This window comes from Marinobacter salarius (assembly GCF_032922745.1).
Classification (GTDB): domain Bacteria; phylum Pseudomonadota; class Gammaproteobacteria; order Pseudomonadales; family Oleiphilaceae; genus Marinobacter.
This window is the reverse complement of sequence record NZ_CP136693.1, coordinates 1686440-1708842: the sequence shown is the minus strand read 5'-3', so window position 1 is coordinate 1708842 and position 22403 is coordinate 1686440. Positions and strand designations below refer to the sequence as shown.

Genomic DNA, 22403 nt, shown 5'->3' with positions numbered 1-22403 from the left:
AGTCCTCTCTTCCATGGTCACGGTGTTTTTTCATCATCCATCCAATGGACAAAAATTCATTATCAGACATAATGTCATTCTTTGACAATTTGTCAATAATCGGTTTTCATCTCTAACCATGTATCATGAGAGCGCAGTCTCAATTATCCGGAATCCCCTATGAGTGAGCCGTTAAAAACCCGTAGAGAGAAAGAGAAGCAAGCCAGGTACGACAGCATCCTGGATGCTGCGGAGCTGGTGTTTTCGGAGAAGGGCTACGAACGCACATCCATGGACGACATCGCCCGAACGGCCGCGCTCAGCCGTGCATTGCTGTACGTGTACTTCAAGGACAAGGCGGCGATCCAGCGCGGCATCATGCTGCGTGCCGGCCACAGCCTGTGCCGTCGCTTCGAGGAGGCGCGTCAGACGGCTGATACCGGGCTGGCTCAGATCTCCGCCATGGGGGTCGCCTATTACAACTTTTACCGCGAGCAACCGGATTACTTCTCTGCACTGACGACCGCCTCCACGGCGATGGCAGAGGCCGATGATGAGTTGGCGGGCGAGATGTTTGGCTGCAAGGCGGAAACCATGGAGTTGATGGTCGGTGCAATACACCTGGGGCTGGAAGACGGCACCATGAACCGCGACCGCATCCATGATCCGGCGGAGACAGCGCTTTATCTACGCGGCGCCCTGCACGGCGTGATCATGCTGTGCCAGAGCGAAATGGCCGATAGTGACCTGGATAGTGGCTTGGGTAGTGGCCTGGAGTACAACGTTTCCGCGGAATCACTGATACGCCATACCATGGAGATGCTGACGTCCTCTATCTCGTCCTGAGAAAAGAGGACAGAACCGGGTCAGAGCTGGAAATCGTAGATAGACCCAAGCCCCAGAATCCCCGTCAGCTCGTCCAGCGCCTTGCGCACTTCCTCAAGCAGCATCGGGTCACCCAGGTCGTCCTGTGAAAGTTCCTCGCGGTAGTGCGCTTCCACCCAGGTAGTCAGGCGCTCGTAAAGCGCATCGGTGAGCAACACGCCGTGATGCATGGCCTTGAGTTCGTCGTCATTCAACACCACCCGCAAACGCAAACACGCCGGCCCGCCGCCGTTGCGCATCGACTGTTTGACGTCGAAAACCTCCACCGAGGTAATAGGGCCCGCGCCTTCGACCAGCTCATCCAGATAACGGCTGACCGACGCATTTTCACGGCACTCCCCCGGCACCGCCAGCATCATGCCGTCGGGCGTGTTCAGCAACTGACTGTTGAACAGGTAGGAGGCAACGGCGTCTTCCAAAGGCACTTGCTCACTGGTGACACGCACGGCCTCCAGTTCCGCACCCGTCAGGCGTGAGCGGATATCCGCCAACACCGTTTCTTCGTCCAGGAATGCCAGCTCGTGGTAGAACAACGCGTTGCCATTGCCCACCGCGATAACGTCGTTGTGGAACACCCCGGCATCAATCGCGGCCGGGTTCTGTTGGGCGAACACCACGTGACTGTCTTTCAGGCCGTGCAAACGGGCGATTGCCTGTGAGGCCTCCAGGGTCTGCCGCGCGGGATAGAGTTTCGGTGCTGGCGCCTGTTCGTTAAAGGCGATCTGGCCATACACGAACAGTTCCACACCCGGTTCGCCATACCCGCCACACAGGCGGGTATGGTTGGCGGCGCCTTCGTCACCGAACTGGCTGACTGAGGGCAACGCCGGGTGGTGGGCAAACCAGGCCTCATCCGCAAAGATGGATTTCAGGGCCCGGCCGGTGACTACGTGCTCAATGGAGCGATGGAACTTGGCGCTCAGGTTCGCCGGTGTGAAGTGCACCCGATGGTCGGATGTGTCCGCGCTCGGTGAAACTGTCGCGGCGTTGGCCGTCCACATGGTAGACGCCGACGATGCCGCCGCCAGGATGGACGGGCTCTGTTTGGCGGCAGCACTGAGAACGTCGCGGTCCGAACCGGTAAATCCCAACGCCCGCAAGGTCGGAATATGCGGGCGTTCATGAGGCGGCAGCACACCCTGGACAAAGCCACGATCCGCCAGACGTTTCATTTTCGCCAGCCCCTGCAGGGCCGCTTCCTTCGGATTGGATACCGAGCGAACGTTGGACTTGGACGCCACATTGCCCCAGGACAGCCCGGCGTAATTGTGGGTGGGCCCTACCAGGCCATCGAAATTGGCTTCTACCGCGTGCTTGGCCATGACTCGTCTTCCGTCAGTCGAAATTTAATCCGGGTGCCAGGTTCTCCGGCACTTCACTCTTCTTCGCCTCCAGCGAGGCCATGGGCCAGGCGCAATAATCGGCGGCGTAATAGGCACTGGGGCGGTGGTTACCGCTGGCACCGACACCGCCAAACGGAGCTGCGCTGCTGGCGCCCGTCAACGGCCGGTTCCAGTTCACTATACCGGCGCGCACTTCGTCCGCCAGTCGCTCGTAGAGCTTGTGGTCGTCGGTCAGGATACCGGCTGACAGGCCATAGCGGGTGTTGTTGGCGAGCTCCATGGCCTCATCAAAACTCTTGTAGCGATAAACCGTCAGCAAGGGACCGAAGAACTCCTCATCCACCAGATCCAGCCCAGTCGCGTCCACAATGCCCGGCGATAGCAGGCCCGTGCCTTCGCGCAACCGTTTCATTTCCAGTAACGACTCCGCACCATGCGTGATCAGGTTATTTTGCGCTGCCAGCAACTTGTCAGCCGCTTCGGGTGAAATGACCGAGCCCATGAACGGTTGCGGTTCGGCGTCGAAATCACCCACGGTAATGCGGCTGACCACCTCAACGAAGCGTTCCAGGAACTGGTCACCCTTGGTACCCTTGGGCACCAGCAGGCGCCGGGCGCAGGTGCAGCGTTGGCCGGCAGACAGGAAGGCTGATTGCAGCGCATGGTGCACGGCACCATCCACGTCGTGGACATTCTGCACGATCAGCGGGTTGTTGCCCCCCATCTCCAGCGCCAGAATTTTCTCTGGTTGGCCACCGAACTGCTTGTGCAACAGGTGCCCGACGGTCGAACTGCCGGTAAAGAACAGGCCGTCCACACCAGGGTGAGAGGACAGGGATTTACCGGTGGCAGCCGCCCCCTGAACCAGATTGATAACACCGGCTGGCAGACCCGCCTTTTCCCAAAGCTTGACGGTCAACTCGGCGACACCGGGGGTCAGTTCACTGGGCTTGAAGACCACGGTATTGCCCGCCAACAGCGCGGGCACGATATGGCCATTGGGTAGATGCCCGGGGAAATTGTAAGGGCCAAACACCGCTACCACACCGTGGGGTCGATGCCGCAACACCGCATGCCCCCCGGCAACGTCGGACTCCGAATGGCCGGTACGATCATGGTAGGCGTTCACGGAGATCCCGATCTTGCCAATCATCGCCGCCACTTCGGTGCGGGATTCCCACAGGGGTTTTCCGGTTTCCGAGCCGATCTGGTGCGCCAACTCCTCCTTGTGTTCTTCCAATAACGTGCCGAATTTCTCCACCATGGCCTGGCGCTCGCTAAACGGCCGCTTGCGCCAGTGGACAAACGCTGAACGGGCTTCGCGCACGGCGGCGTCCACATCTTCGATGCTGGCGCTGACGCCATCCCAGACTGTCTCGCCGGTGACCGGCTGGAGGGATTCGAAAAAGTCGCCATGGCCTTCCAGCCAGAGTCCATCAATATAGAGTTGACCTGTCAGGTTCGCCATCGTCATTACCTCCTTCCGGTATCTTTCAAAGGGGCCAGCCGCACGAGGTCTCCGGATTCTACTTCCAGTGCCTCGGCCACATCGGCCGGAATACTGACAGTATCGAGCCCTATGCACTCGGCCGGTATGGTGGTTACCCGAAAGTCCCGGAACGAGCGGTTGGATATCATCACCTGTTGCTCCGCCGGGACATCCGTCACCAGCGGCTTCTTGCGAATCATTACGTGGCGGTTTATGCCTTCGCGCACGGTACGGATGCTGTGAATAAAGGCCTCGACCGCTGGACCACCGTCGAAGATGTCCACCATGCCATTAAAGTTAAAGCCTTCGGCCTGCAACATCTTCAGGGCTGGTTCCGTGTTTTCATGGACACGGCCAATGACCGCCCGCGCGGCGTCCGGCAGCATGGGCAGGTAAATGGGGTATTTGGGCATCAGTTCGGCAATGAACGATTTGTTGCCAAGGCCCGACAGCATGTCCGCCTCGCTGAATTCCATGTCAAAGAATTTGCTGCCAAGGGCATCCCACAGAGGGCTCTGACCATTGCTGTCGGACACACCCCGCATCTCGGCGAAGACCTTCTCGGAGAAATGCGAGCGGAAGTCGTCCAGAAACATGAAGCGGCAGCGCGACAACAGCAAGCCGGTGCCACCGCCCCGATGGGAACTCGAAAGCAGCAGCGAGCAGACCTCGGTGGTACCGGTCATGTCGTTGGACAGATGCAGCGTGGGCGTACGCACATGCACACCCAGCTCGCGGGAGGCATTGACCGTCACGCTCAGCCGGTAGTTGTAGAACACCTCATCCAGGCCCACGCGTGCCTGAATGCCACTGATGCCCACACACCGCTTGAGCTCCGTATCCTCCAGCGCGAACAGATACAGTCCGGCCTCTGGCGCGCAGCGCTGGTTGAAGGTCTCCCGGGCATGGTCGATTTTCCGTGCCAGCAGAGCCCTATCCGCGGGCAGCGTTGTTAATCCCTTTCCAGCGCCCTGTGCCATGGCATACAGGGCATCCAGATCATTCTCCTGCAAGGGTCGGATTACCAGCATTCCGGCCTCCTGTCTGTGGTTGCCCTGTTCATAGTGGCGTCACCCTTACCGTGTCACCGGCGCTCCGGCCCAGACTCTCCCAGGTTTTCGGCGGCACTTTCACTTCGTCCTTGAGGCTCTCGGTGATGGGCGTCAGCGTGCTGCGGAAATCGCTGCCCTCACCACCGGATATCAGGCAGGTTTCGCCGTCGTCGGTATGCGCGGCGTGCAGGACTTTCGGATGGCTGGTAACAACGGACTTGAGCGCATCGGTGCGGGCTTCGAGTACCGGCCCGGCATCGAAAATATCGAGATAGCAACCAGCCCGGAACCCTTCACGCTGGAGCAGTTCGTAGGTCGCACGGGTTTGTGAGTGGGGTTGCCCAAGCGCCTCCCGGGCAGCGTCACTCAACAGCGTGACGTAGATCGGGTTGGGTGGCATCAGCTCCGCAATGAACGTCTTGCTCAACAACCCGGAGTATTGGTCCGCGGTTTCAAAATCCATATTGAAGAAGTGCCGCCCCAGGCTGTCCCAGAACGGCACCTCGCCGTCTTCCGTCTGCACACCCTGGATCTCGACAACCGCGTGATCCGTGAACAACGTGCGATGGCTGGCGATAAACAGCATCCTGGCGCGGGACAGCAATTCGAACGCATCGGTGCCACGCAACTCGGATCTGATGGCGAAGGAGCACAGCAGCGTGTGGTCCGTCAGGGCATGGGACGGGTATAGAACCTCCACGCGACGGGAGACGCCCAGCTCATGGGACGCGTGGATAAGCGCATCTTGCCGGTAATTGTAGAACGGCTGCCCATTGCCGGCTCGCGCATCAATGCCGGATACGCCCTGGACCTTGCCGGTACCGGTATCCTCCAGGACAAACAAAAACCGCTTCGGTTCGTCGGGCTTGTTCGTGCCGGCGAAGGAGCGGGTGGATTGTTCAATCTTGGCGGACAGCGCGTCCTGTTTTTTGGGCAGGGTGGATGACATCCGGGGGCCCTGCCCCCCCGCGATGTCGAGTATGTCGTTCAGGTCACCCGGCTGAGCCGGACGTACCAACCACATAGGCGGCTCCCGTATTCATGCTTGTGGTTAATATCGTGGGTTAACGTCTGCTACTTACCACAAACCTTTTTCACACCAGCCTCAAACCGGGCCAGCGCTTCATCAATATCAGGCTCTGGAATGATCAGTGATGGCGCCAGCCGCACGACATTCGGGCCGGCAATCAACACCATCACGCCCTCGTTCAGGCCGGCATTGAGAAATTCCTTCGCCTTGCCTTTCCACTCTTCCGTCAGTACACAGCCGAGCAGCAAGCCAGAGCCACGAACCTCACTGAAGATGCCATAGCGCTCACCAATGTCCATCATCCGCTTCCGCAGGCGCTCCGAACGCGCCCCGACGCCCTTGAGGATGTCTGGCTGGCTCACCGTATCAATCACCCGTTGGGCAACAGCACAGGCCAGGGCGTTCCCGCCATAAGTGCTGCCATGGGTACCGATACCCAGGCTTTTCGCCACCTTTTCTGTGGTCAGCATCGCCGCCACCGGGAAGCCACCACCAAGCCCCTTGGCCGTGGACAGGATGTCCGGCGTTACACCATACATCTGGTAGGCATAGAGGTGTCCGGTGCGGCCAACGCCGGACTGGACTTCGTCGAACACCAACAAGGCATCGTTTTCGTCACAGAGTTGGCGCAGGCCCTTAAGAAATTCCGGATCGCCGGGCATGACGCCACCTTCACCCTGAATAGGCTCTACTACCACTGCACAGGTCTTGTCCTTGGAGATCAATTTCCGGACCGACTCCAGATCGTTGAAATCGGCGTGATGAATGCCGCCTGGCGCAGGCTCAAAACCTTCAAGGTACTTGGGCTGGCCACCGACGCTGACCGTAAACAGGGTGCGGCCGTGGAACGAGCTCTTGAAGGAGATGATTTCATTCTTTTCCGGGCCGAAATGTTCCCAGGCGTAACGCCGGGCCAGCTTGAACGCGGCCTCGTTGGCCTCGCCACCGGAATTGGCAAAGAACACACGTTCGGCAAAGGTCAGATCACACAGGGTCTTGGCCAACCGCAGGGCAGGCTCGTTTGTCATGACATTAGACAGGTGCCAGATTTTTTCGGCCTGCTCCATCAAAGCACCAACAAGGCCGGGATGATTATGCCCGAGGCAGGTCACCGCAATGCCGCCCGCCAAGTCGATGTATTCCTTACCCTCCTGATCCCATACGTGGGAGCCTTCACCCTTGACGGGAATCACAGACCCAGGTGCATAGTTGGGGACCATTACCTCATCGAACAACTCACGGCTGACAGGTTCTCTGTTCATCGGTGTCTCTCAAACAAAACATGAAAAGGTACATTTAATCATACGCCACTCAGGGCATGAGCACATCCGTTGCACTCACCATTCCTTCCCGGCCGGTTTACTGCATACAAGACTCACTGTCACTTGGTGGAACACTGGGACGCAAGTGCTATCGTCGCTAAACAATCGGGCTACGCTAAACAGACGCCGGCTTTCATTCAAGACTACAAATGACGACATCAATGCTGAAAAGCGTATTCAGTTTCGTTTCAGCAACTTCGCCTAACATACCATTAGGTGTGAAACGCAAGAGCTTGCATATGATCCAATGAACGAACTGTTAACCTAATGATTTGAGCTCTCCGTTTTTCAGTTAAGCCAGCAAAGACAGGAGCAAAGCATGAGCTTGAAAAATCAGGGTATGGGACTGTCCAGAAGGCGACTTATCCAAAGCGCGGCTGCAATGGGTTTTCTTGCCGGCTACGACAGCCTTTTGCCTGCGTTTGCAAGAGGCAAACTCGATAACTCTAACGCTCACCACACCGTGCGTAATGGCGCTGACATCTACGACCTGACCGTCGCGAGAACACCTCTCAAGATAGGGGGCAGAGTCTCGGAACAGCCCATCACCATCAACGGCACTCTGCCGGCGCCTCTCGTTCGCCTCAAACAGGGGGGCGAGGCAATCTTGCGTGTCACCAATACGCTATCGGAGGCAACATCCATTCACTGGCACGGCCTGATTCTGCCGTACCAGATGGACGGCGTTCCTGGCGTCAGCTTTCCCGGCATCATGCCCGGCGAAACGTTTGAGTACCGTTTTCCGGTCGAACAGCACGGCACCTACTGGTACCACAGCCACTCTGGCCTTCAGGAACAGCTGGGCCATTATGGGCCGATTATCATTGATCCTGCCGAGCCGGAATCGGTGGCCTATGATCGCGAATACGTTGTGGTCCTCTCCGACTGGACCTTTGATTCTCCCGACGACGTATTCCGCAATCTGAAAGTGGCAGAGGGTTACTACAACTATAACCAGCGCACCGTTGGCGACTTCTTCAAGGATGTTGAAACCATGGGCTGGGATGCCGCGTGGAGCAAAGCCGGCATGTGGGGCAGAATGCGAATGAGCCCCCGGGATATCCTGGATGTAACCGGTTCTGAATATACCTACCTGATGAACGGGTCGCCTTCCGCCAGCAACTGGACCGGGCTGTTCCGTCCCGGCGAGAAAATTCGCCTGAGATTCATCAACGCCTCGGCGATGACATTCTTTGATGTCCGTATCCCGGGACTCCCGATGACGGTTATTTCCGCTGACGGCCAGCCAGTACAGCCCGTTGAAACGGATGAATTCCGTATTGGCGTGGCGGAAACCTACGACGTGATCGTACAACCAACCGACACGGCCCATACCGTGTTTGCCCAGTCACAGGATCGGTCGGGATATGTGCGCGGAACGTTGGCTACCCGCAAGGGAGTGGAGGCGCCAGTGCCGCCCATGTATCCGCGAACCGAGCGCGGTATGGCCGCCATGGGCATGGGCGCGATGAGCATGGGCGCCATGGGCAAGGACGGCGATATGAACATGGACAGCGGCATGGACATGGGTGGCAAGATGGAAATGATGTCAGGCAGCAACGACAAAGCCCATGGCCAAATGATGATGAATGGCGCCGACTCGGGAATGAACAAGATGAGCTCGGACAAAGCAACGATGAATGAGGTCCCGACGGCGGGTCGGCCGATATCCCATGGCCCTGATAATCACGGTCCCGGGGCGGCCATGGTGGCTTCCAGCCCGCAGTCGCGCCTGGATGACCCTGGTGTAGGTTTTGAAACAGCCAGCCATCGGGTGCTGACTTATTCCCAGTTGCAGAGCATTGATGGCTGGCCCGACAAGCGCCCGGCCGAACGCGAAGTGGAACTGCACCTTACCGGCAATATGGAACGTTACATGTGGTCGTTCGACGGCAAAAAGTTCTCTGAAGTCGATGGCCCGGTCAAGTTCTACCATGGCGAGCGCCTGCGATTGATCCTCGTCAACGACTCGATGATGGATCACCCCATTCACCTGCATGGCATGTGGATGGAACTGGAAACCGGTGCGGGTGAGTATCGTCCACGCAAACACACGATTTCCGTCAAACCCGGCGAGCGTGTATCCGCGCTGATTACGGCGGATGCACCGGGTGACTGGGCTTTCCATTGCCACCTGCTGTACCACATGGACGCAGGCATGTTTCGTGTCGTGTCGGTCGTTTAACGGGATAGGGGATGAGCATTATGATGAATCGCATCAAGTGGATTGTGGGCGCCTCAGCCCTCACGATTGCCTCAGGAGCCGGCGCCGCCGGTACTGGCGTTCAGGCCGAACCGGACTGGACACTGCCAATACACGACAACCAGGTGTTTGGCCAGGTTCTGTTTGACCGGCTGGAATACCAGCGTGACGGCAACAACGAAATGGCCCTGTGGGATGCCCAGGGATGGATTGGCAAAGATCGCAATCGGCTCTGGGTCGAAACGGAAGGTGAGACCGATCTATCCAGCGACAGCGGCGACATCGAAAATTTTGATGTGCAGTACAGCTATCGCTTTGATCGCTTCTGGGATTTACAGACAGGATTGGGTGCCCAGACAACGTTTGGTCCCAGCCCTAATAAGGAGCGCTATTCGGCCATCGTTGGATTGCAGGGGCTTGCCCCCTACTGGTTTGAGGTAGACACAAACTTCAGAGTGACCGACGACGGTGACGTGTCATACGATCTCGAAGCCGAGTACGACTGGCTGCTGACCCAAAGGCTCATTTTGCAGGGCCGCGGCGAAACGCTCGTTGCCTTCAGCGATGTCGAGGAATGGGGCGTCGGTAGCGGCATCAACAATGTGGGCCTGGGGCTCCGCCTGAGATATCAGTTCTCCAGGGAATTCGCACCCTACGTAGGTGTTTCTTACACCCGTTTTCTGGGCAACACAAAGGATCTGCGTGAGCGCGAGGGAGAAGACGTCGAATCCTCCAGCTTCGTGGCAGGCGTCCGGTGGTGGTTTTAACACCATAAAGCCCTATAGAAAAAGCTGGCCCCGGGGTGCGGGCCAGCTGATACCCTCCTCCCAACCCGAACTGACCTTCGGATCGCCCGTTTAACAGAAATTCAACCTTTTTAGCCTGTTGACACTTTTCCCGGTCATTAACACTAATTATTGACTTAATCATGAACAATCCGTAAATTCTCATTTGCAATTGTAAATCATTGCTATTTATATCTTCAAATACGAATGATTGCGGAGAAACACATGTTTAAACCTTCCCAACTATCACTGGCTATGGCGATCAGCCTTGCCCCGGGCATGAGCTGGGCCGCCGGCGATGACCAGCCCCAGATGCTTGAACCTATGGAAATCATTGGCGATGCGTCTGCAGCCCAAACTCTGCCGGGGTCAGGCTACGTAGTTGGCGATCAGCAGTTGAAAACCGAGGTTGAGGCCGACATCAACCAGGTATTGAAAACCGTCCCGGGCGTGTATGTACGGGAAGAGGAAGGTCTGGGCCTGCGCCCTAACATTGGCATTCGCGGTGCCACCGCCGAGCGCAGCAGCAACGTCACACTGATGGAAGATGGCGTTCTGATCGCCCCGGCGCCCTACTCCAATCCGGCCGCCTATTATTTCCCGACGTTCAAGCGCATGTCCTCGCTGGAAGTACTCAAGGGTGCCCCGCTGCTGCGCTATGGTCCGCAAACCACCGGCGGCGTGATCAACCTGATTTCCACACCCATTCCCGACGAGCAGAAGGGCTACGTCGAAGCCGTCACCAACGAGCGCGGCTCCACCGACGTTCATGCAACCTATGGCGACACGAACGGTGACTGGGGCTATCTGGTTGAAACGGTCCAGCGCTCAGCGCAAGGCTTCAAGGACATTGACCGAAGCAACCGCAACAGTGGCTTCGACATCAGTGATTATGTCGGCAAGCTACGCTGGCAGGGAGATCGCCAGAGCGTGACCGCCAAGCTGCAATACTCCGAAGAAACCTCCAACTCCAGTTACCTCGGCCTGACCGATGCGGACTTCAGCCAGGATCCCAACCGGCGCTACGGGCTGTCCAGTCCCGACCAGATGGATAACACCCACTCCGGTGTCAGCCTGACTCATCAGTTTGAGTGGAGCGACAATGTCAGCAGCACCACGACTCTCTACCGCAACGATTTCAAGCGCAACTGGTACAAGCTCAGTGGCGGCGGAAATATCATCGACGCGGCAAACGCCGGAGACGCCAATGCCCAGGGTATTCTCGACGGTACCGTTGACACCAGCGGCCTGAATTACAAGAACAACGCCAGGGAGTACGTCTCCCAGGGCGTGCAGACAAACTTCGATGTAAACATTGGCAACCACGAATTCGACTTCGGCGCCCGCGCCCACGAAGATGAAATGGATCGCTTCCAGCCGGTGGATGTGTACGACCAGGTCAATGGCTCCCTGGTGTTCCAGAACAGCGTGGCCCCAACGGGCAGCAACAACCGCTTCGAGACCGGCGAAGCCCTGAGCTTCTGGGCACTCGACAAATGGCAGGCGACGGACAAGCTCAGCATTAATCTGGCCCTGCGCTACGAGGATGTGCAGACCAGTCGCACCCAATACGCGGATCCCGGCCGCACAACCATCGACAGCACCCGCGCCAATGACAGCGCTGAACTCCTGCCCGGCGCTTCCTTTACCTACGACCTGACCCAAAGCTGGCAGGTTCTGGGCGGCGTGCACCGAGGTTTCTCCCCTCTCGGGGGTGGTGCCAGGGCAAACGAAGAACCGGAAACCAGCAAGAACTGGGAGGCTGGCGTCCGCTACTTTGGCAATGCGTTCTTCGCGGAAGTGATCGGCTTCTACAGCGACTTTTCCAACAAGGCCGAAAACTGCTCCGTGGGCTCGCCGTGCAGCAATGGCGCCACCTCTGGCAGCTTTATAACCGGCGAGGCTGAAATTGCCGGTGCGGAATTCCAGCTCCAGACCGGCACCCGGGCGGGCGATTTCTACCTTCCGGTCAGCCTTACCTACACCTTTACCCAGGCGGAGATCAGCAAGGACAATGCCGCCTCTGGCCTGAGAAAAGGTGAGCAGCTCAAGGACGTACCTGAAAACCAGATGAGCTTCCGCACAGGCATGGAGCACCCGAGTGGCTGGGACAACTACCTTGTGGCCACCTACGTCGATGAGATGTGCGTCAGCGCGGGATGCAACAACACCGCGACGAAACTGGACGAGACCGAGTCCCTGGTCCTGGTCGATTTCATCAGCCGCTACGCACTGACCGCCAGTGCCGATGTCTTCCTGAAAGTGGACAATCTGTTCGATGAGCAGCAAATTGTTTCACGCTTGCCTGATGGTGCCATGGCAAACCTGCCTCGCACTGCCTCACTGGGGGTAAGTGTCAATTTCTGATGAGTGAACGGAGGTTGCTGAAAATCCGGCTTCCACTCCTCGGGAGCCGGATTTTTGGGGCACTCCGATAATCCCTTTTTCACACTCAGGCGCCACTTCGCCTGAGAACGTCGCGCCATTGATGATCTGGACCGCAGCGTCGCCAACCTCGGAAGAGCCAACCTGGACAACGCTAATAACCGGCTTTTCAGATCCTGATTCCTTCGTTACTGTTACAATCCATAGCGGACGAGCGAAACTTTCCCACCACGAAAAACGGCGCTTACAAATGAAAATTCTGATTGTTGAAGACAATGCTGTACTTGCCAAAAAAATATCGGACTGGCTTGCGCAGGCGCACTACACAGTAGATATCGCCAAAACCGGCAAAGAAGCGGACTCGTTGATTGAAACAAGCTCCTACCAGGCCGTTATTCTCGATATCGGACTGCCCGATGAAAATGGACTTTCTTTAATGCAAAGATGGAGAAAAAACGGGAAAAAAGAGGCCATCCTTATTCTGACCGCACGCTCCAACTGGACTGAGAGAGTAGAAGGGTTGAATGCGGGAGCTGATGATTACCTTCCCAAACCGTTTGAGTTTGATGAACTGAAAGCCCGGCTCAGTGCGATTATCCGAAGAAAGGACGGCAGAACGACAGACCAGATCAGTGTTGACGGATTCAGTCTCAACGCCACCTACCGAACGTTTACCACGCCCGACCAGAAAGAGTTCAGACTGACAGCTACGGAATTCCGCCTTTTACAGTGTTTCCTCCGTTCACCGGACCGAGTGTTTTCCCAGGACGAACTGGTTGAATCCCTCTACAACATAGAAAGATGCCCCACCAGAAATGTCGTTCAGGTTTACATAACCCGGCTTAGAAAAATAATAGGGGTCAATAAAATAAAAACATTGCGTGGCCAGGGCTACTACTTCGAAAAAGATCCTAACCGCTGAACGCCCGAGTGAACCAACCAGGTTAAAATATGTCTGCTCCGAAAAGTATCCGCAGAACAGCCATTCAGTATGGTGCTGTTTTCAGCCTCGTATATTTTACTCTGATATTCTTTTCACACACCTACGTGATAAAGCAACTATCGGACGAGTCCAGGAAGCAACACCTGAACAAAGAGCTGGGAAACTTTCAGGCAATCATTGAGGCTGAATCCCCCACAACCGACGACCTCAGCAACATGATCAATCAGTTTGAAATGCTTCTGGGGCATGCCATCGTCATCGAAACGGCTAGCGGAAGCGTCCTGGCGAGCCCGAACTTTGACCAGAGCCAACTGCAGGGCGCTGCAGAGAAGCCCGAGGGTTTCATCCACATAGCGCAGGGTGCGAACACGCTTTTCGGGCTCAAACGCATTTTCTCCGCCAGTGAAAAACTGGCCTCAATCAGCGTTCTTGAAACCGAGGGGGCGCTCTCTGAACGACCGCTGAAGGCTCACCTGACATTGCTCGGCGCCTCGGCCGTTCTTCTCGCGATACTGCTGGCCCTGATTGGAACCACTACACATCTGACGTTAAAGCCCATCAGTAAGATAAAAGAGGACCTGAGACGGCTCCAATCCGGGAAACAAAGTCGCCTGAACCCTCACGTACCGGAAGAGTTTCGTCCGCTGATCCGCCAGCTCAATGATTTGCTTGAGCTGTCAAACCGTCGTCTGGACCGCCACCGCCGCCTGAATTCTGATCTCTCTCACCTGGTCAAAACCTCTATCTCTGCCAATCTTGCCATTTTGTCGGACATCGACACCTTGCCTCCGTCCCGGGAGGATATTGTGTTTATGACCTCTAACTTGCGGGAGCTTGACAAATCCCTGAACTACAGGATGAGCAAGGCAGACATATCAGGCAGACAGATGGGACGAACGTGCATGCCGGTTGAAATCACGGCAAGTGTCATCACCGTCATGGAAAAAATATTCCCTGATACGGTTTTCCGCCTCCACACCACCTTACCCGAAAACTTCAATTGGCCTATGGAGCGGCAGGATCTTTCAGAGCTGCTTGGCAATTTACTCGAAAATGGTGGGAAGTGGTGCCAGACAACCGTCGACGTTACAATCGTCCGCACGTCATCAGGACTCTCCATAGAAGTAACGGACGATGGCCCCGGAATTTCTCCCGAGGCGGCAGCCACTGTCATGGACAGGGGCACCAGGCTGGATGAAACGGTCGCCGGATTTGGACTCGGATTGTCCATCGTGTCCGAGATTGTCGAAGACAACCTCGGACACCTGGAAATCGGATCCTCGAAAAACGGAGGAGCCAGGATTCTGATTTTACTGCCATTTCCGGACTAGATCACTGCCAAAAGGCCAGCCATCTTGAAAATCCGGCCTTCAAAGACTCAGTTTTAGCAGTAATCAGCTGCGTCATTAATCATTCTTCGAGTTTAATTCAGAATCAACGGGGTCATTCTGGCTGTCTGTTGGCGGAAGATCGATCGAGAATAGCTGGTACCGTTCGTTCTCCCCCAACTTCTGAGCGTCAGTGGCCCGCGGACCAAGAACCTCATCGACCGCATGGTTTGGAATTACTGCAAAGACCCTGGCGTACCCGTCAGCTTCCAGCAGACTGTTGAATTCTGTGGAGATGATTTCCACAGCGTCGCCCAACGAATAAAAACGTGCCGAAAATGGCATCTCACCAATGTAGAAGATCGGACTGTCCCCCGCTTGATGGATGCTCTCATACCGGCTTATCAATTGTTTCTCGGTTTTTAGTGGAATGACTCCGCTCACACTGATGAACACAACAAGGGTAATGAGAACGGGCACAAGCAATACAGCCCCCGACCTGACTCTGGACCAGGCACCTAGATCGAGCTTCGACACCCATCCGGCAATCAGAATGGCCGAGAACGGAAGAGAAGGAAGTATGTACGTCCAAAGCGTGTTGCCTGCCAGGGTGAAGAACAGCATTGGCGTTATCGCACAAAACAACAGATACAGCGTTGAGGCGTCTTGAACAGCACCAGTGAATATATCCTTTGTTTTGCCTCGCGCCGCCGCAAGGCCAAAGCCAACCAAGCCAATGATACCCCAGGGGAATGAAGCCCAAAGCCAGAATATCCAGATCATGCCCTTGGGCCGGTCATGGGCACTACCGTACAAATCGCCGGCCCACCCGGGGTCCAGAAACCGGCTAAAGTGTTCGCCAATGATGAAATAGTTGAGGAACCCTGGCGTTTTCAATTCAGCGAGCACGTACCATGGCACGGCAATCGCCAGTGTCAGAAGTGAGCCAAGAAGCCAGGGTAATTTTTTCAACGGCTGTAACTGCTGCCTGAAAATAGCAGCCCATAGCACCAGGGGGGTAACGGTCAATACAACAGCCAACGGTCCCTTTGACAACAAGCCGATAGCCAGGCCCACGAAAAACCACCAGCGCCAACAGTCAGACCGGCCCGAAAGCACGAACCACATGCTCACCAGAGAGAGGGTCGTTCCAAAAACCAGGAATGTATCCGTCATGACTGCGCCAGCACTGATATAAGTGAGTGCCATCGTGGAAAGCACAAGAGTAGACCACCGAGCGACCGCAGCACCTCGCGCATGATTTGCGAGGCACCACGTCAGCCATACGATTCCAATCGTGGCGAACCATGCCGGTAGCCGCAATGAGAATTCAGACAGTCCAAATATCTTTAGAGAGGCCGCTTGAGCCCAGAATGACAGGGGAGGCTTCCCCCAGAACGGAACGCCGGGTTCAAACCAGGGCGTTATCCAGTCCCCGGATTCAGCCATTAACCGAGCGATTTCAGCGTATCGGGGCTCCGTTGTATCCACGAAGGGAAACAGCGTCATTCCGATAAAGCGACTGAACAATACGGCAGCCAGTACCCAGAACCAGGGCTCAAATCGCTTTAGCATTCTTGACGCCTCTGAAGTTGCTGATTTGGTCTCGGCTTGATACCTCTTTGTTCTCGACCACTTCTTCGGTCAGATACAGTGGTCGCTGTTTCGATTCGATGTAGGTTTTGCCCACATACTCACCAACGATACCAACGCTCACCAGTTGTATGCCGCCCAGAAAACTGATGAGGGCGATTAACGATGGGTAGCCGTCAGTCGGATCGCCGAGCATTATTGCCTTCGCTACAATCCAGACACCGAACAATCCACCAACGGAGGCGGCCAGCAAGCCGACAAGCGTTGCCCATCTGAGAGGTGACACTGAGAAGGAAGTCAGGCCTTCAAGGGCCAGGCCGACCAGGCCCGGGTAGTCCCACTTACTCTCGCCAGCCACTCTCAATGCCCGGTCGTATTCGATGATCGTCGTTGGCATACCAACCCAGGCAAAGAGTCCCTTCATGTAGCGGTTGCGCTCTCCTAACCGGAGAAGGGCATCAACTGCCCGCCTGCTCATCAATCGGAAATCACCCGTGTCGACCGGGATTTCAGTGCGACTGGTCTTATTCAGCAAGCGATAGAAAAGGTGCGCACTCCAGCGCTTGAGAAAACTCTCGCCTACACGTGATCGACGTTGCATCAGAACGACATCAAAGCCGGACTTCCAACTCCTGACCATCTCGGGAATGTATTCAGGTGGATCCTGAAGGTCCGCATCCAGAACGATCACCGCATCCCCCTTGGCATGCTCCAGCCCTGCTGTTACCGCTGCCTCTTTGCCAAAGTTGCGGCTTAGCTTGACGAGACGGATGCTCGATTTCCTTTTAATAAAAGTCCTAACAAATTCGGCACTGCCATCCTCGCTACCATCGTCCACAACCACGATCTCCGAGCGAATATCGAGGCTCGCAAGGATCGGCAATACATGCTCAAAGAATAGGGGAAGCATCGAACGCTCATTGAACACCGGAACCACCAGGGAAAGCAGCTCTGATTCATTCGGCGCACGGGAAGTCTCAAGAGGTTTGTTCATGAAACACCAGCCTTTGGTAGACAACATAGTTAAATACAGCGACAGCCGCAGTGGTTAGAAGCTGAGCAGGCACAACAGAGATTTCAAACAGTTGATGCAGGACTAAAAAGATCAGAACGTTCAGGAGAGCTGCGAGTGAACAGGAAAAGGCATATCGCCAGATGGCCTGGATGTGTGGGCGTGCGTTTGGAAAGGCCAAAGTTCGCTGCAACCAGTAGTTGGTAACCGCTCCTACAACGCTTCCAGAAAAGGTGGCTGCTACGGGGGCCATGCCAAGCAGAACCAGGCCGGACATGGCCGCCCAATGGAAAAGGGTTGCCATTCCTCCGGCGGCAATAAATCCACTTATTCTTTTAAAGGGAACCTTCTTCATCCTGGCCGACACACCCGTGGCTAACCATCGTGCCCGATGTTTCAACAACAATTCCGGAAATGGTGAACATTGACTCTTCAGAAACATCGGGCACCAGAATCACAGTCACAGCCTTCTTTCTAGGAGCAAAGTTCAACAGCAAGACCCTCGTCTCCGTTAAAACGGGCGGAATTACACTTCCATGCATGTAACCGCAACTATGCATTTCCGCCTCACATCTACCGCTGAATATCACCCACCTTGGCTCTCGAAAAGCGACCGAACAGAACCGGCAAAACAAACAGCGTCAGGAAAGTTGCGGTGATAAGGCCGCCAACAATCACGCTGGCCAGTGGCTTCTGGATTTCAGCACCCACGCCCGTCGACAACAGCATCGGTATCAAACCGAGCGCCGAGGTTATTGCTGTCATCAAGACAGGACGCAAACGGGAGACGGCACCTTCAAACACCGCGGTATCCACGTTCAATCCATCCTGTATTCGCTGATTGATGCTTTCGACCATAACGACCCCGTTGAGCACCGCCACACCAAACAAAGTGATAAATCCAACGGAACTGGGCACTGAGAGATACTGGCCGGAGATCCAGAGTGAAAAGACGCCACCAATAACGGCAAGCGGCACGTTGACCAGAATCAACAATGCTTGACCGACCGAACTGAAAGCAAAGTACAGCAACAGCGCGATCAGGCCCAGAGATACAGGAACCACAATGGTCAATCGCTTCTGAGCTCGCTGCTGGTTTTCGAACTGACCACCAATATCCACCGAATATCCGGGGGGAAGGTTCACGTCTGACGCGATGGTATCCTGAATATCGGCAACCACACTGCCCATGTCACGACCCTGCACATTGGACTGAATGACCACACGGCGCTGAACGTCGTCGCGGCGCACCTGGGGCGGGCCAGACTCAATAGACACATCGGCCACATCACCAAGTCTCACCCAGGCTCCGGACGGCGCCTGTAACCTGAGATCGGCAATAGCATCCCGGTCTTCCCGGAAACGTTTGGCCAAACGCACATAGATATCATACCGCTCGTTGCCGTTGATGATCTGGCCCGCAGCGGCACCACCCAGTCCGTCCCGGACGACGCTCATCACATCAGACACGGCGAGTCCGTACCGGGAGAGTGCCTGACGATCAGGCTGAACCGCCAACTGCGCTTCACCGGCAATCTGCTCCATGGCCACATCCCGTGTTCCCTGAACTGTTCGGACCGCCGCTTCAATCTGCTGACCTTTCTCCGCCAGTACGTCGAGATCCGGGCCAAAAAGTTTGATGGCCAACTGCGCACGAACACCTGACAACAATTCATCAACCCGGGTCGCGATAGGCTGAGAAAAGTTAAACAGTAGCCCCGGGTGCTGTTCGAGCTTCTCCTCAAACAGGGCCTGCAATGCATAGCGATTACTGGCGCTGGTCCACTCGGCTGTTGGCTTAAGGCCGATATAGATCTCGATGTTGTTCACGGGCTCCGGATCGCCGCCTATTTCCGCCCGCCCCGCCCGGGACAGAGCGTAAGTCACCTCTGGAAACTCCATCAGCATGGCCTCCAGTTTTGGCGCCACTTCAAGCGCCGTATCGAGGCTTGATGAGGGAGCCAGAGTCACCCGGAGGTTGATCGTTCCCTCTTCCAGTTCAGGCACGAACTCAGTACCGAGTCGTGGCACAATCAGCGCCGCCAGCACAACAAGAACAGCCGACGCGCCAACAACCACGCGGCTATGCTTCAGTGACCAGGCAAGCCCCATGCGATAGAGCTTTTCCAGGGGTTTTAGAATGAAGCTTTCCCGCTCCCGGATACCCTTACGGAACATGTATGACGCCAGCGCGGGTACAACCACCAGAGCGACGATCACAGCGGACACAATGGCCAGCATGATGCTGATCGCCATTGGCTGGAAAAGCTTGGCTTCCACACCTTCAAAGCTGAACAGAGGCATGAAAACGACCAGGATAATCGCCGTCGCGAAAAAGATCGGCCGCGCCACTTCCCGGCCCGCTTCCTGCAGTCGAAGTGCAATGCCACGATCATCGTGCGATGCATCCAGCGGATCGGGGTCGCCTTCAGCCAACTCATTCCGGTGGGCGTCATGCTCAGCATCGGGATGGGTCAGATGCTTGAACATGTTCTCAACCATGACAACAGAGCCATCCACCAGCATGCCAATTGCCACAGCAATACCGCCCAGAGACATCAGGTTGGCCGAGAGACCGAACCAGGCCATGATCATCAGTGCAATACCGATGGAAATCGGTATTGAAAGCAGCACCAGCGTTGTTGCCCGCAGATTCATCAGGAACAGGGCAAGCACAATCGCAATAAACACAAAAGCCAACAAAAGCGCATTGGTCACCGTCTCTACGGCCTTGGTCACCAGATCCGCCTGGTTGTAATAGGGCTCAAAACGAACCCCACTCGGAAGCGCCTGATTTATGCGATCAATGCGGGCCTCGATGCCGTCGATGGTGGCTTTTGTGTTGGCCCCCATTCGTTTGAGTACAATGCCAGAAACCACTTCACCCAGTTGTTCAACCTGACCGGCTTCATCCTTCCGGGTCATGGTTACCGCACCCTGGCGAATTTCAGTGCCCAGCGCTACCTCGGCGACATCGTTCACTGTCACTGTAATGCCATCACTGGTTTTAACGGGCACCTGACGGATCTGCTCGAGCCCCTGCTCGCCATTACCCAGCCAGCCCATACCGCGAATAACCAACTGCTCCTGCCCGCGGCCCATATACCAGCCCCCAACATTGGAGTTGTTGTTCTCCAGGGCTTCCATGACATCGTTCTGTGATAAGTCATAGGACAGCATTCGCGCCGGGTTCAGGTTAACCTGGTACTGGCGGACCTCTCCGCCAAACGACAGGATTTCCGTAACCCCTTCAGCCGGTATCAGCAACAGTTTGACCAGCCAGTCGTGCAAGCTGCGCAATTCCATTGCGTCGTACCCCGAATCCGGGTCCGCTATCAGCAAGTACTGGTAGACCTGGCCAAGACCGGACGTATTCGGCCCCATTTCAGGCACCCCGACCCCGTCCGGAATCAGCTCCCGCGCGGCCTGCAACCGCTCGAAAACCAGTTGGCGCGCGAAATAGATATCCGTGCCCTCTTTAAAGACCACGGTGACACCAGACAACCCGGTTTTGGAGATGGACCGAACCTCCTCAACATCCGGCAACGCATACATCACCGCTTCAATGGGATAGGTGATCAGCTGCTCGACTTCCTCAGCCGCAAGTCCGGGCGCCTCTGTATTAACAGCGACCTGGACGTTTGTAACGTCGGGGAAAGCATCAAGATTCAGTTTTGGTATCTGAAACGCGGCCGTGGCGATAAGCACTGCAAGCGCAATAAGAACCAACAGGCGGTTCTGAACCGCCCAGTCGACAACTCGGTTGAACATAATGGCTCCCGGAATCAGTGGTTGTGCGGATCAAAGCCGCCTTTGGCAATCTCAGAGGCCACAAAAAATGCGCCCCGCAAAACGACTCGTTGGCCCGCAGCCAGGCCGGAAACCTCACGGAGCCCACCAATTGAGCGACCCAGCTCCACTTCCACGGGTTCATACTCGCCTTCGGCCTCTTCCACATAGACCGTCCAGTCACCGTCCGCGCCACGCATCAATGCAGTCTCCGGCACGGCAAGCACCGGCTCGCTGGTCTTAAAACGAAAATACACATCTGCGAACATTCCTGGATGAAAACGATCTTCAGGATTGTCCAGCTCCAGCCTGACAATCCGGGTGCGGGTCACAGGATCAATGGTGTGGGCTTCCTGGGACACCGTTGCCAGGGCCACACGACCAGCTGCCCTGACTTCGGCTTCCGCGCCCTTCTCAAGAACAATGTCGGAGCTTGCTGGCAGATGGGCTTCTACCCAAAGTTCACTCTCGTCAGCAAGAGTCACCAGCGGCTGGCCAGCCTCAACTCTTTGTCCTTGCTCAAAGTCATCGGTCAGCACTGCGCCATCCACGCGAGCCCTTAGCATGTATTCACCGAGGCTACCCACGCCACTGGCCTTCAGTGCACCAATGTCATCATCGTTTAGCCCGTAAGCAAGCAGAGTCGCGCTTGCCGCCTCAATATTGGCTTTCGCGGTATTGAACCGCTGATCGCCAACCACGGAACGACCCAGCCCGCTGATTCGCTTCCATTCAGGAAAAGCTTTCCTGTAATCCGCCTGCGCCTGTGCCACTGTCTCACTGAACAGGGTTACCAGCAGCTGGCCTTTGGTTACGTGCTCACCCAGTTCCACGTGACGCCGCAGCACCACTGAGGCAACCCGGGGGGACACGTGATAGCTGGTATAACCATTGGTTAGCAGCTCACCGGGCGCGTAAATTTCATAGTCAACGAGCCGGCTTTCGAGCGTTGCCACTTCAATGCCGGCCAGATCTTTCTGTTTGGCGTTGATGCTTGCGGTGGCCGCTTCTTCATGGCCACCGTTCTCGTCTTCGTGGCCGTGCCCCCCTTCCTCTTCATGCTCACCTTCTTCACCATGATCTTCCTTATGCTCGCCCTCCTCACCGGTGACTTCCTGACGATCGTCGCCACTGGCAGCATGATCATGGCCGGCTTCCTGATGAGCATCTTCCTCTGCCTGTACAAAAGAAAGTGGGGCTGTAAGCAACGTCAATGCGAATACAGAAATCAGAGTTTTTTTCATAATGAATATCCAGTTTCCAGA

Annotated in this window: 16 protein-coding genes; 6 read left to right on the top strand and 10 right to left on the bottom strand. The window is 56.1% G+C overall.

Translation table 11 applies throughout. The annotated features are described in order from the left end of the window. Positions 1-159: 159 nt before the first annotated feature. Positions 160-825 (top strand): helix-turn-helix domain-containing protein, encoded by a 666-nt coding sequence (locus R1T46_RS07790; RefSeq protein WP_317307900.1) that lies wholly within the window; start codon positions 160-162, stop codon positions 823-825. Between the two features lie 20 nt (positions 826-845). On the opposite strand, the gene astB is transcribed toward R1T46_RS07790, so the two are convergent. Genes astB through R1T46_RS07765 form a run of 5 tightly spaced genes read right to left on the bottom strand, consistent with a single transcriptional unit; the run spans position 846 to position 7040 of the window. Next, on the bottom strand, positions 846-2186 hold the full coding sequence (gene astB, locus R1T46_RS07785; RefSeq protein WP_075194355.1) for an N-succinylarginine dihydrolase: 1341 nt from the start codon (positions 2184-2186) through the stop codon (positions 846-848). Between the two features lie 13 nt (positions 2187-2199). After that, positions 2200-3675 (bottom strand): succinylglutamate-semialdehyde dehydrogenase, encoded by a 1476-nt coding sequence (gene astD / locus R1T46_RS07780; RefSeq protein ID WP_317307899.1) that lies wholly within the window; start codon positions 3673-3675, stop codon positions 2200-2202. A 5-nt stretch (positions 3676-3680) separates the two neighbouring features. Then, on the bottom strand, positions 3681-4727 hold the full coding sequence (gene astA, locus R1T46_RS07775) for an arginine N-succinyltransferase (protein ID WP_317307898.1): 1047 nt from the start codon (positions 4725-4727) through the stop codon (positions 3681-3683). A gap of 28 nt (positions 4728-4755) precedes the next feature. Then, complete coding sequence (locus R1T46_RS07770) at positions 4756-5772, bottom strand: arginine N-succinyltransferase (RefSeq protein WP_317307897.1); 1017 nt, start codon at positions 5770-5772, stop codon at positions 4756-4758. Between the two features lie 50 nt (positions 5773-5822). Then, entirely contained in the window at positions 5823-7040 is a 1218-nt protein-coding gene (locus R1T46_RS07765) for an aspartate aminotransferase family protein (protein ID WP_036208689.1), read from the bottom strand. A gap of 379 nt (positions 7041-7419) precedes the next feature. Here R1T46_RS07765 and R1T46_RS07760 point away from each other — a divergent pair, with 379 nt between their 5' ends. The 5 genes from R1T46_RS07760 (at position 7420) to R1T46_RS07740 (ending at position 14747) form a co-directional block, all read left to right on the top strand. Continuing rightward, entirely contained in the window at positions 7420-9285 is a 1866-nt protein-coding gene (locus R1T46_RS07760) for a copper resistance system multicopper oxidase (RefSeq protein WP_286748912.1), read from the top strand. Positions 9286-9296: 11 nt separating this feature from the next. Beyond that, entirely contained in the window at positions 9297-10070 is a 774-nt protein-coding gene (locus R1T46_RS07755) for a copper resistance protein B (RefSeq protein ID WP_051946995.1), read from the top strand. A gap of 243 nt (positions 10071-10313) precedes the next feature. Further along, a complete protein-coding gene (locus R1T46_RS07750) occupies positions 10314-12455 on the top strand; it encodes a TonB-dependent receptor family protein (RefSeq protein WP_286748909.1) in 2142 nt (713 codons plus the stop codon). A 268-nt stretch (positions 12456-12723) separates the two neighbouring features. Further along, positions 12724-13395: a response regulator transcription factor gene (locus tag R1T46_RS07745; protein ID WP_036208683.1), complete on the top strand. Its 672-nt coding sequence runs from the start codon at positions 12724-12726 to the stop codon at positions 13393-13395. 29 nt (positions 13396-13424) lie between these two features. Continuing rightward, a complete protein-coding gene (locus R1T46_RS07740; RefSeq protein WP_041333840.1) occupies positions 13425-14747 on the top strand; it encodes an ATP-binding protein in 1323 nt (440 codons plus the stop codon). 75 nt (positions 14748-14822) lie between these two features. Here the strand turns inward: R1T46_RS07740 and R1T46_RS07735 are convergent, their stop codons facing one another. From R1T46_RS07735 to R1T46_RS07715, 5 genes are all read right to left on the bottom strand, one after another. Beyond that, positions 14823-16253, bottom strand: coding sequence for a glycosyltransferase family 39 protein (locus tag R1T46_RS07735; protein WP_317307896.1), 1431 nt, complete (start codon positions 16251-16253; stop codon positions 14823-14825). A 49-nt stretch (positions 16254-16302) separates the two neighbouring features. Further along, positions 16303-17331, bottom strand: coding sequence for a glycosyltransferase family 2 protein (locus tag R1T46_RS07730; protein WP_008169859.1), 1029 nt, complete (start codon positions 17329-17331; stop codon positions 16303-16305). Continuing rightward, positions 17315-17704, bottom strand: a complete 390-nt coding sequence (locus tag R1T46_RS07725) for a GtrA family protein (RefSeq protein ID WP_039881780.1) — start codon at positions 17702-17704, stop codon at positions 17315-17317. The genes R1T46_RS07730 and R1T46_RS07725 overlap by 17 nt, the downstream gene beginning before the upstream one ends. 218 nt (positions 17705-17922) lie before the next feature. Continuing rightward, on the bottom strand, positions 17923-21120 hold the full coding sequence (locus R1T46_RS07720; protein ID WP_036208676.1) for an efflux RND transporter permease subunit: 3198 nt from the start codon (positions 21118-21120) through the stop codon (positions 17923-17925). A gap of 14 nt (positions 21121-21134) precedes the next feature. Next, the gene (locus tag R1T46_RS07715) at positions 21135-22382 is read right to left on the bottom strand and encodes an efflux RND transporter periplasmic adaptor subunit (protein ID WP_075194348.1); all 1248 of its coding nucleotides are present in this window, start codon (positions 22380-22382) and stop codon (positions 21135-21137) included. Between the last annotated feature and the right edge of the window lie 21 nt (positions 22383-22403).

Bases quoted from the DNA above. Each gene is read 5' to 3' on its own strand.
- R1T46_RS07750 (WP_286748909.1), top strand. From the start codon at position 10,314: ATGTTTAAACCTTCCCAACTATCACTGGCTATGGCGATCAGCCTTGCC.
- astA (WP_317307898.1), bottom strand. From the start codon at position 4,727: ATGCTGGTAATCCGACCCTTGCAGGAGAATGATCTGGATGCCCTGTAT.
- R1T46_RS07720 (WP_036208676.1), bottom strand. From the start codon at position 21,120: ATGTTCAACCGAGTTGTCGACTGGGCGGTTCAGAACCGCCTGTTGGTT.
- R1T46_RS07745 (WP_036208683.1), top strand. From the start codon at position 12,724: ATGAAAATTCTGATTGTTGAAGACAATGCTGTACTTGCCAAAAAAATA.
- R1T46_RS07735 (WP_317307896.1), bottom strand. From the start codon at position 16,253: ATGACGCTGTTTCCCTTCGTGGATACAACGGAGCCCCGATACGCTGAA.
- astD (WP_317307899.1), bottom strand. From the start codon at position 3,675: ATGGCGAACCTGACAGGTCAACTCTATATTGATGGACTCTGGCTGGAA.
- R1T46_RS07760 (WP_286748912.1), top strand. From the start codon at position 7,420: ATGAGCTTGAAAAATCAGGGTATGGGACTGTCCAGAAGGCGACTTATC.
- R1T46_RS07790 (WP_317307900.1), top strand. From the start codon at position 160: ATGAGTGAGCCGTTAAAAACCCGTAGAGAGAAAGAGAAGCAAGCCAGG.
- R1T46_RS07730 (WP_008169859.1), bottom strand. From the start codon at position 17,331: ATGAACAAACCTCTTGAGACTTCCCGTGCGCCGAATGAATCAGAGCTG.
- astB (WP_075194355.1), bottom strand. From the start codon at position 2,186: ATGGCCAAGCACGCGGTAGAAGCCAATTTCGATGGCCTGGTAGGGCCC.
- R1T46_RS07765 (WP_036208689.1), bottom strand. From the start codon at position 7,040: ATGAACAGAGAACCTGTCAGCCGTGAGTTGTTCGATGAGGTAATGGTC.
- R1T46_RS07755 (WP_051946995.1), top strand. From the start codon at position 9,297: ATGAGCATTATGATGAATCGCATCAAGTGGATTGTGGGCGCCTCAGCC.
- R1T46_RS07740 (WP_041333840.1), top strand. From the start codon at position 13,425: ATGTCTGCTCCGAAAAGTATCCGCAGAACAGCCATTCAGTATGGTGCT.
- R1T46_RS07715 (WP_075194348.1), bottom strand. From the start codon at position 22,382: ATGAAAAAAACTCTGATTTCTGTATTCGCATTGACGTTGCTTACAGCC.
- R1T46_RS07770 (WP_317307897.1), bottom strand. From the start codon at position 5,772: ATGTGGTTGGTACGTCCGGCTCAGCCGGGTGACCTGAACGACATACTC.
- R1T46_RS07725 (WP_039881780.1), bottom strand. From the start codon at position 17,704: ATGAAGAAGGTTCCCTTTAAAAGAATAAGTGGATTTATTGCCGCCGGA.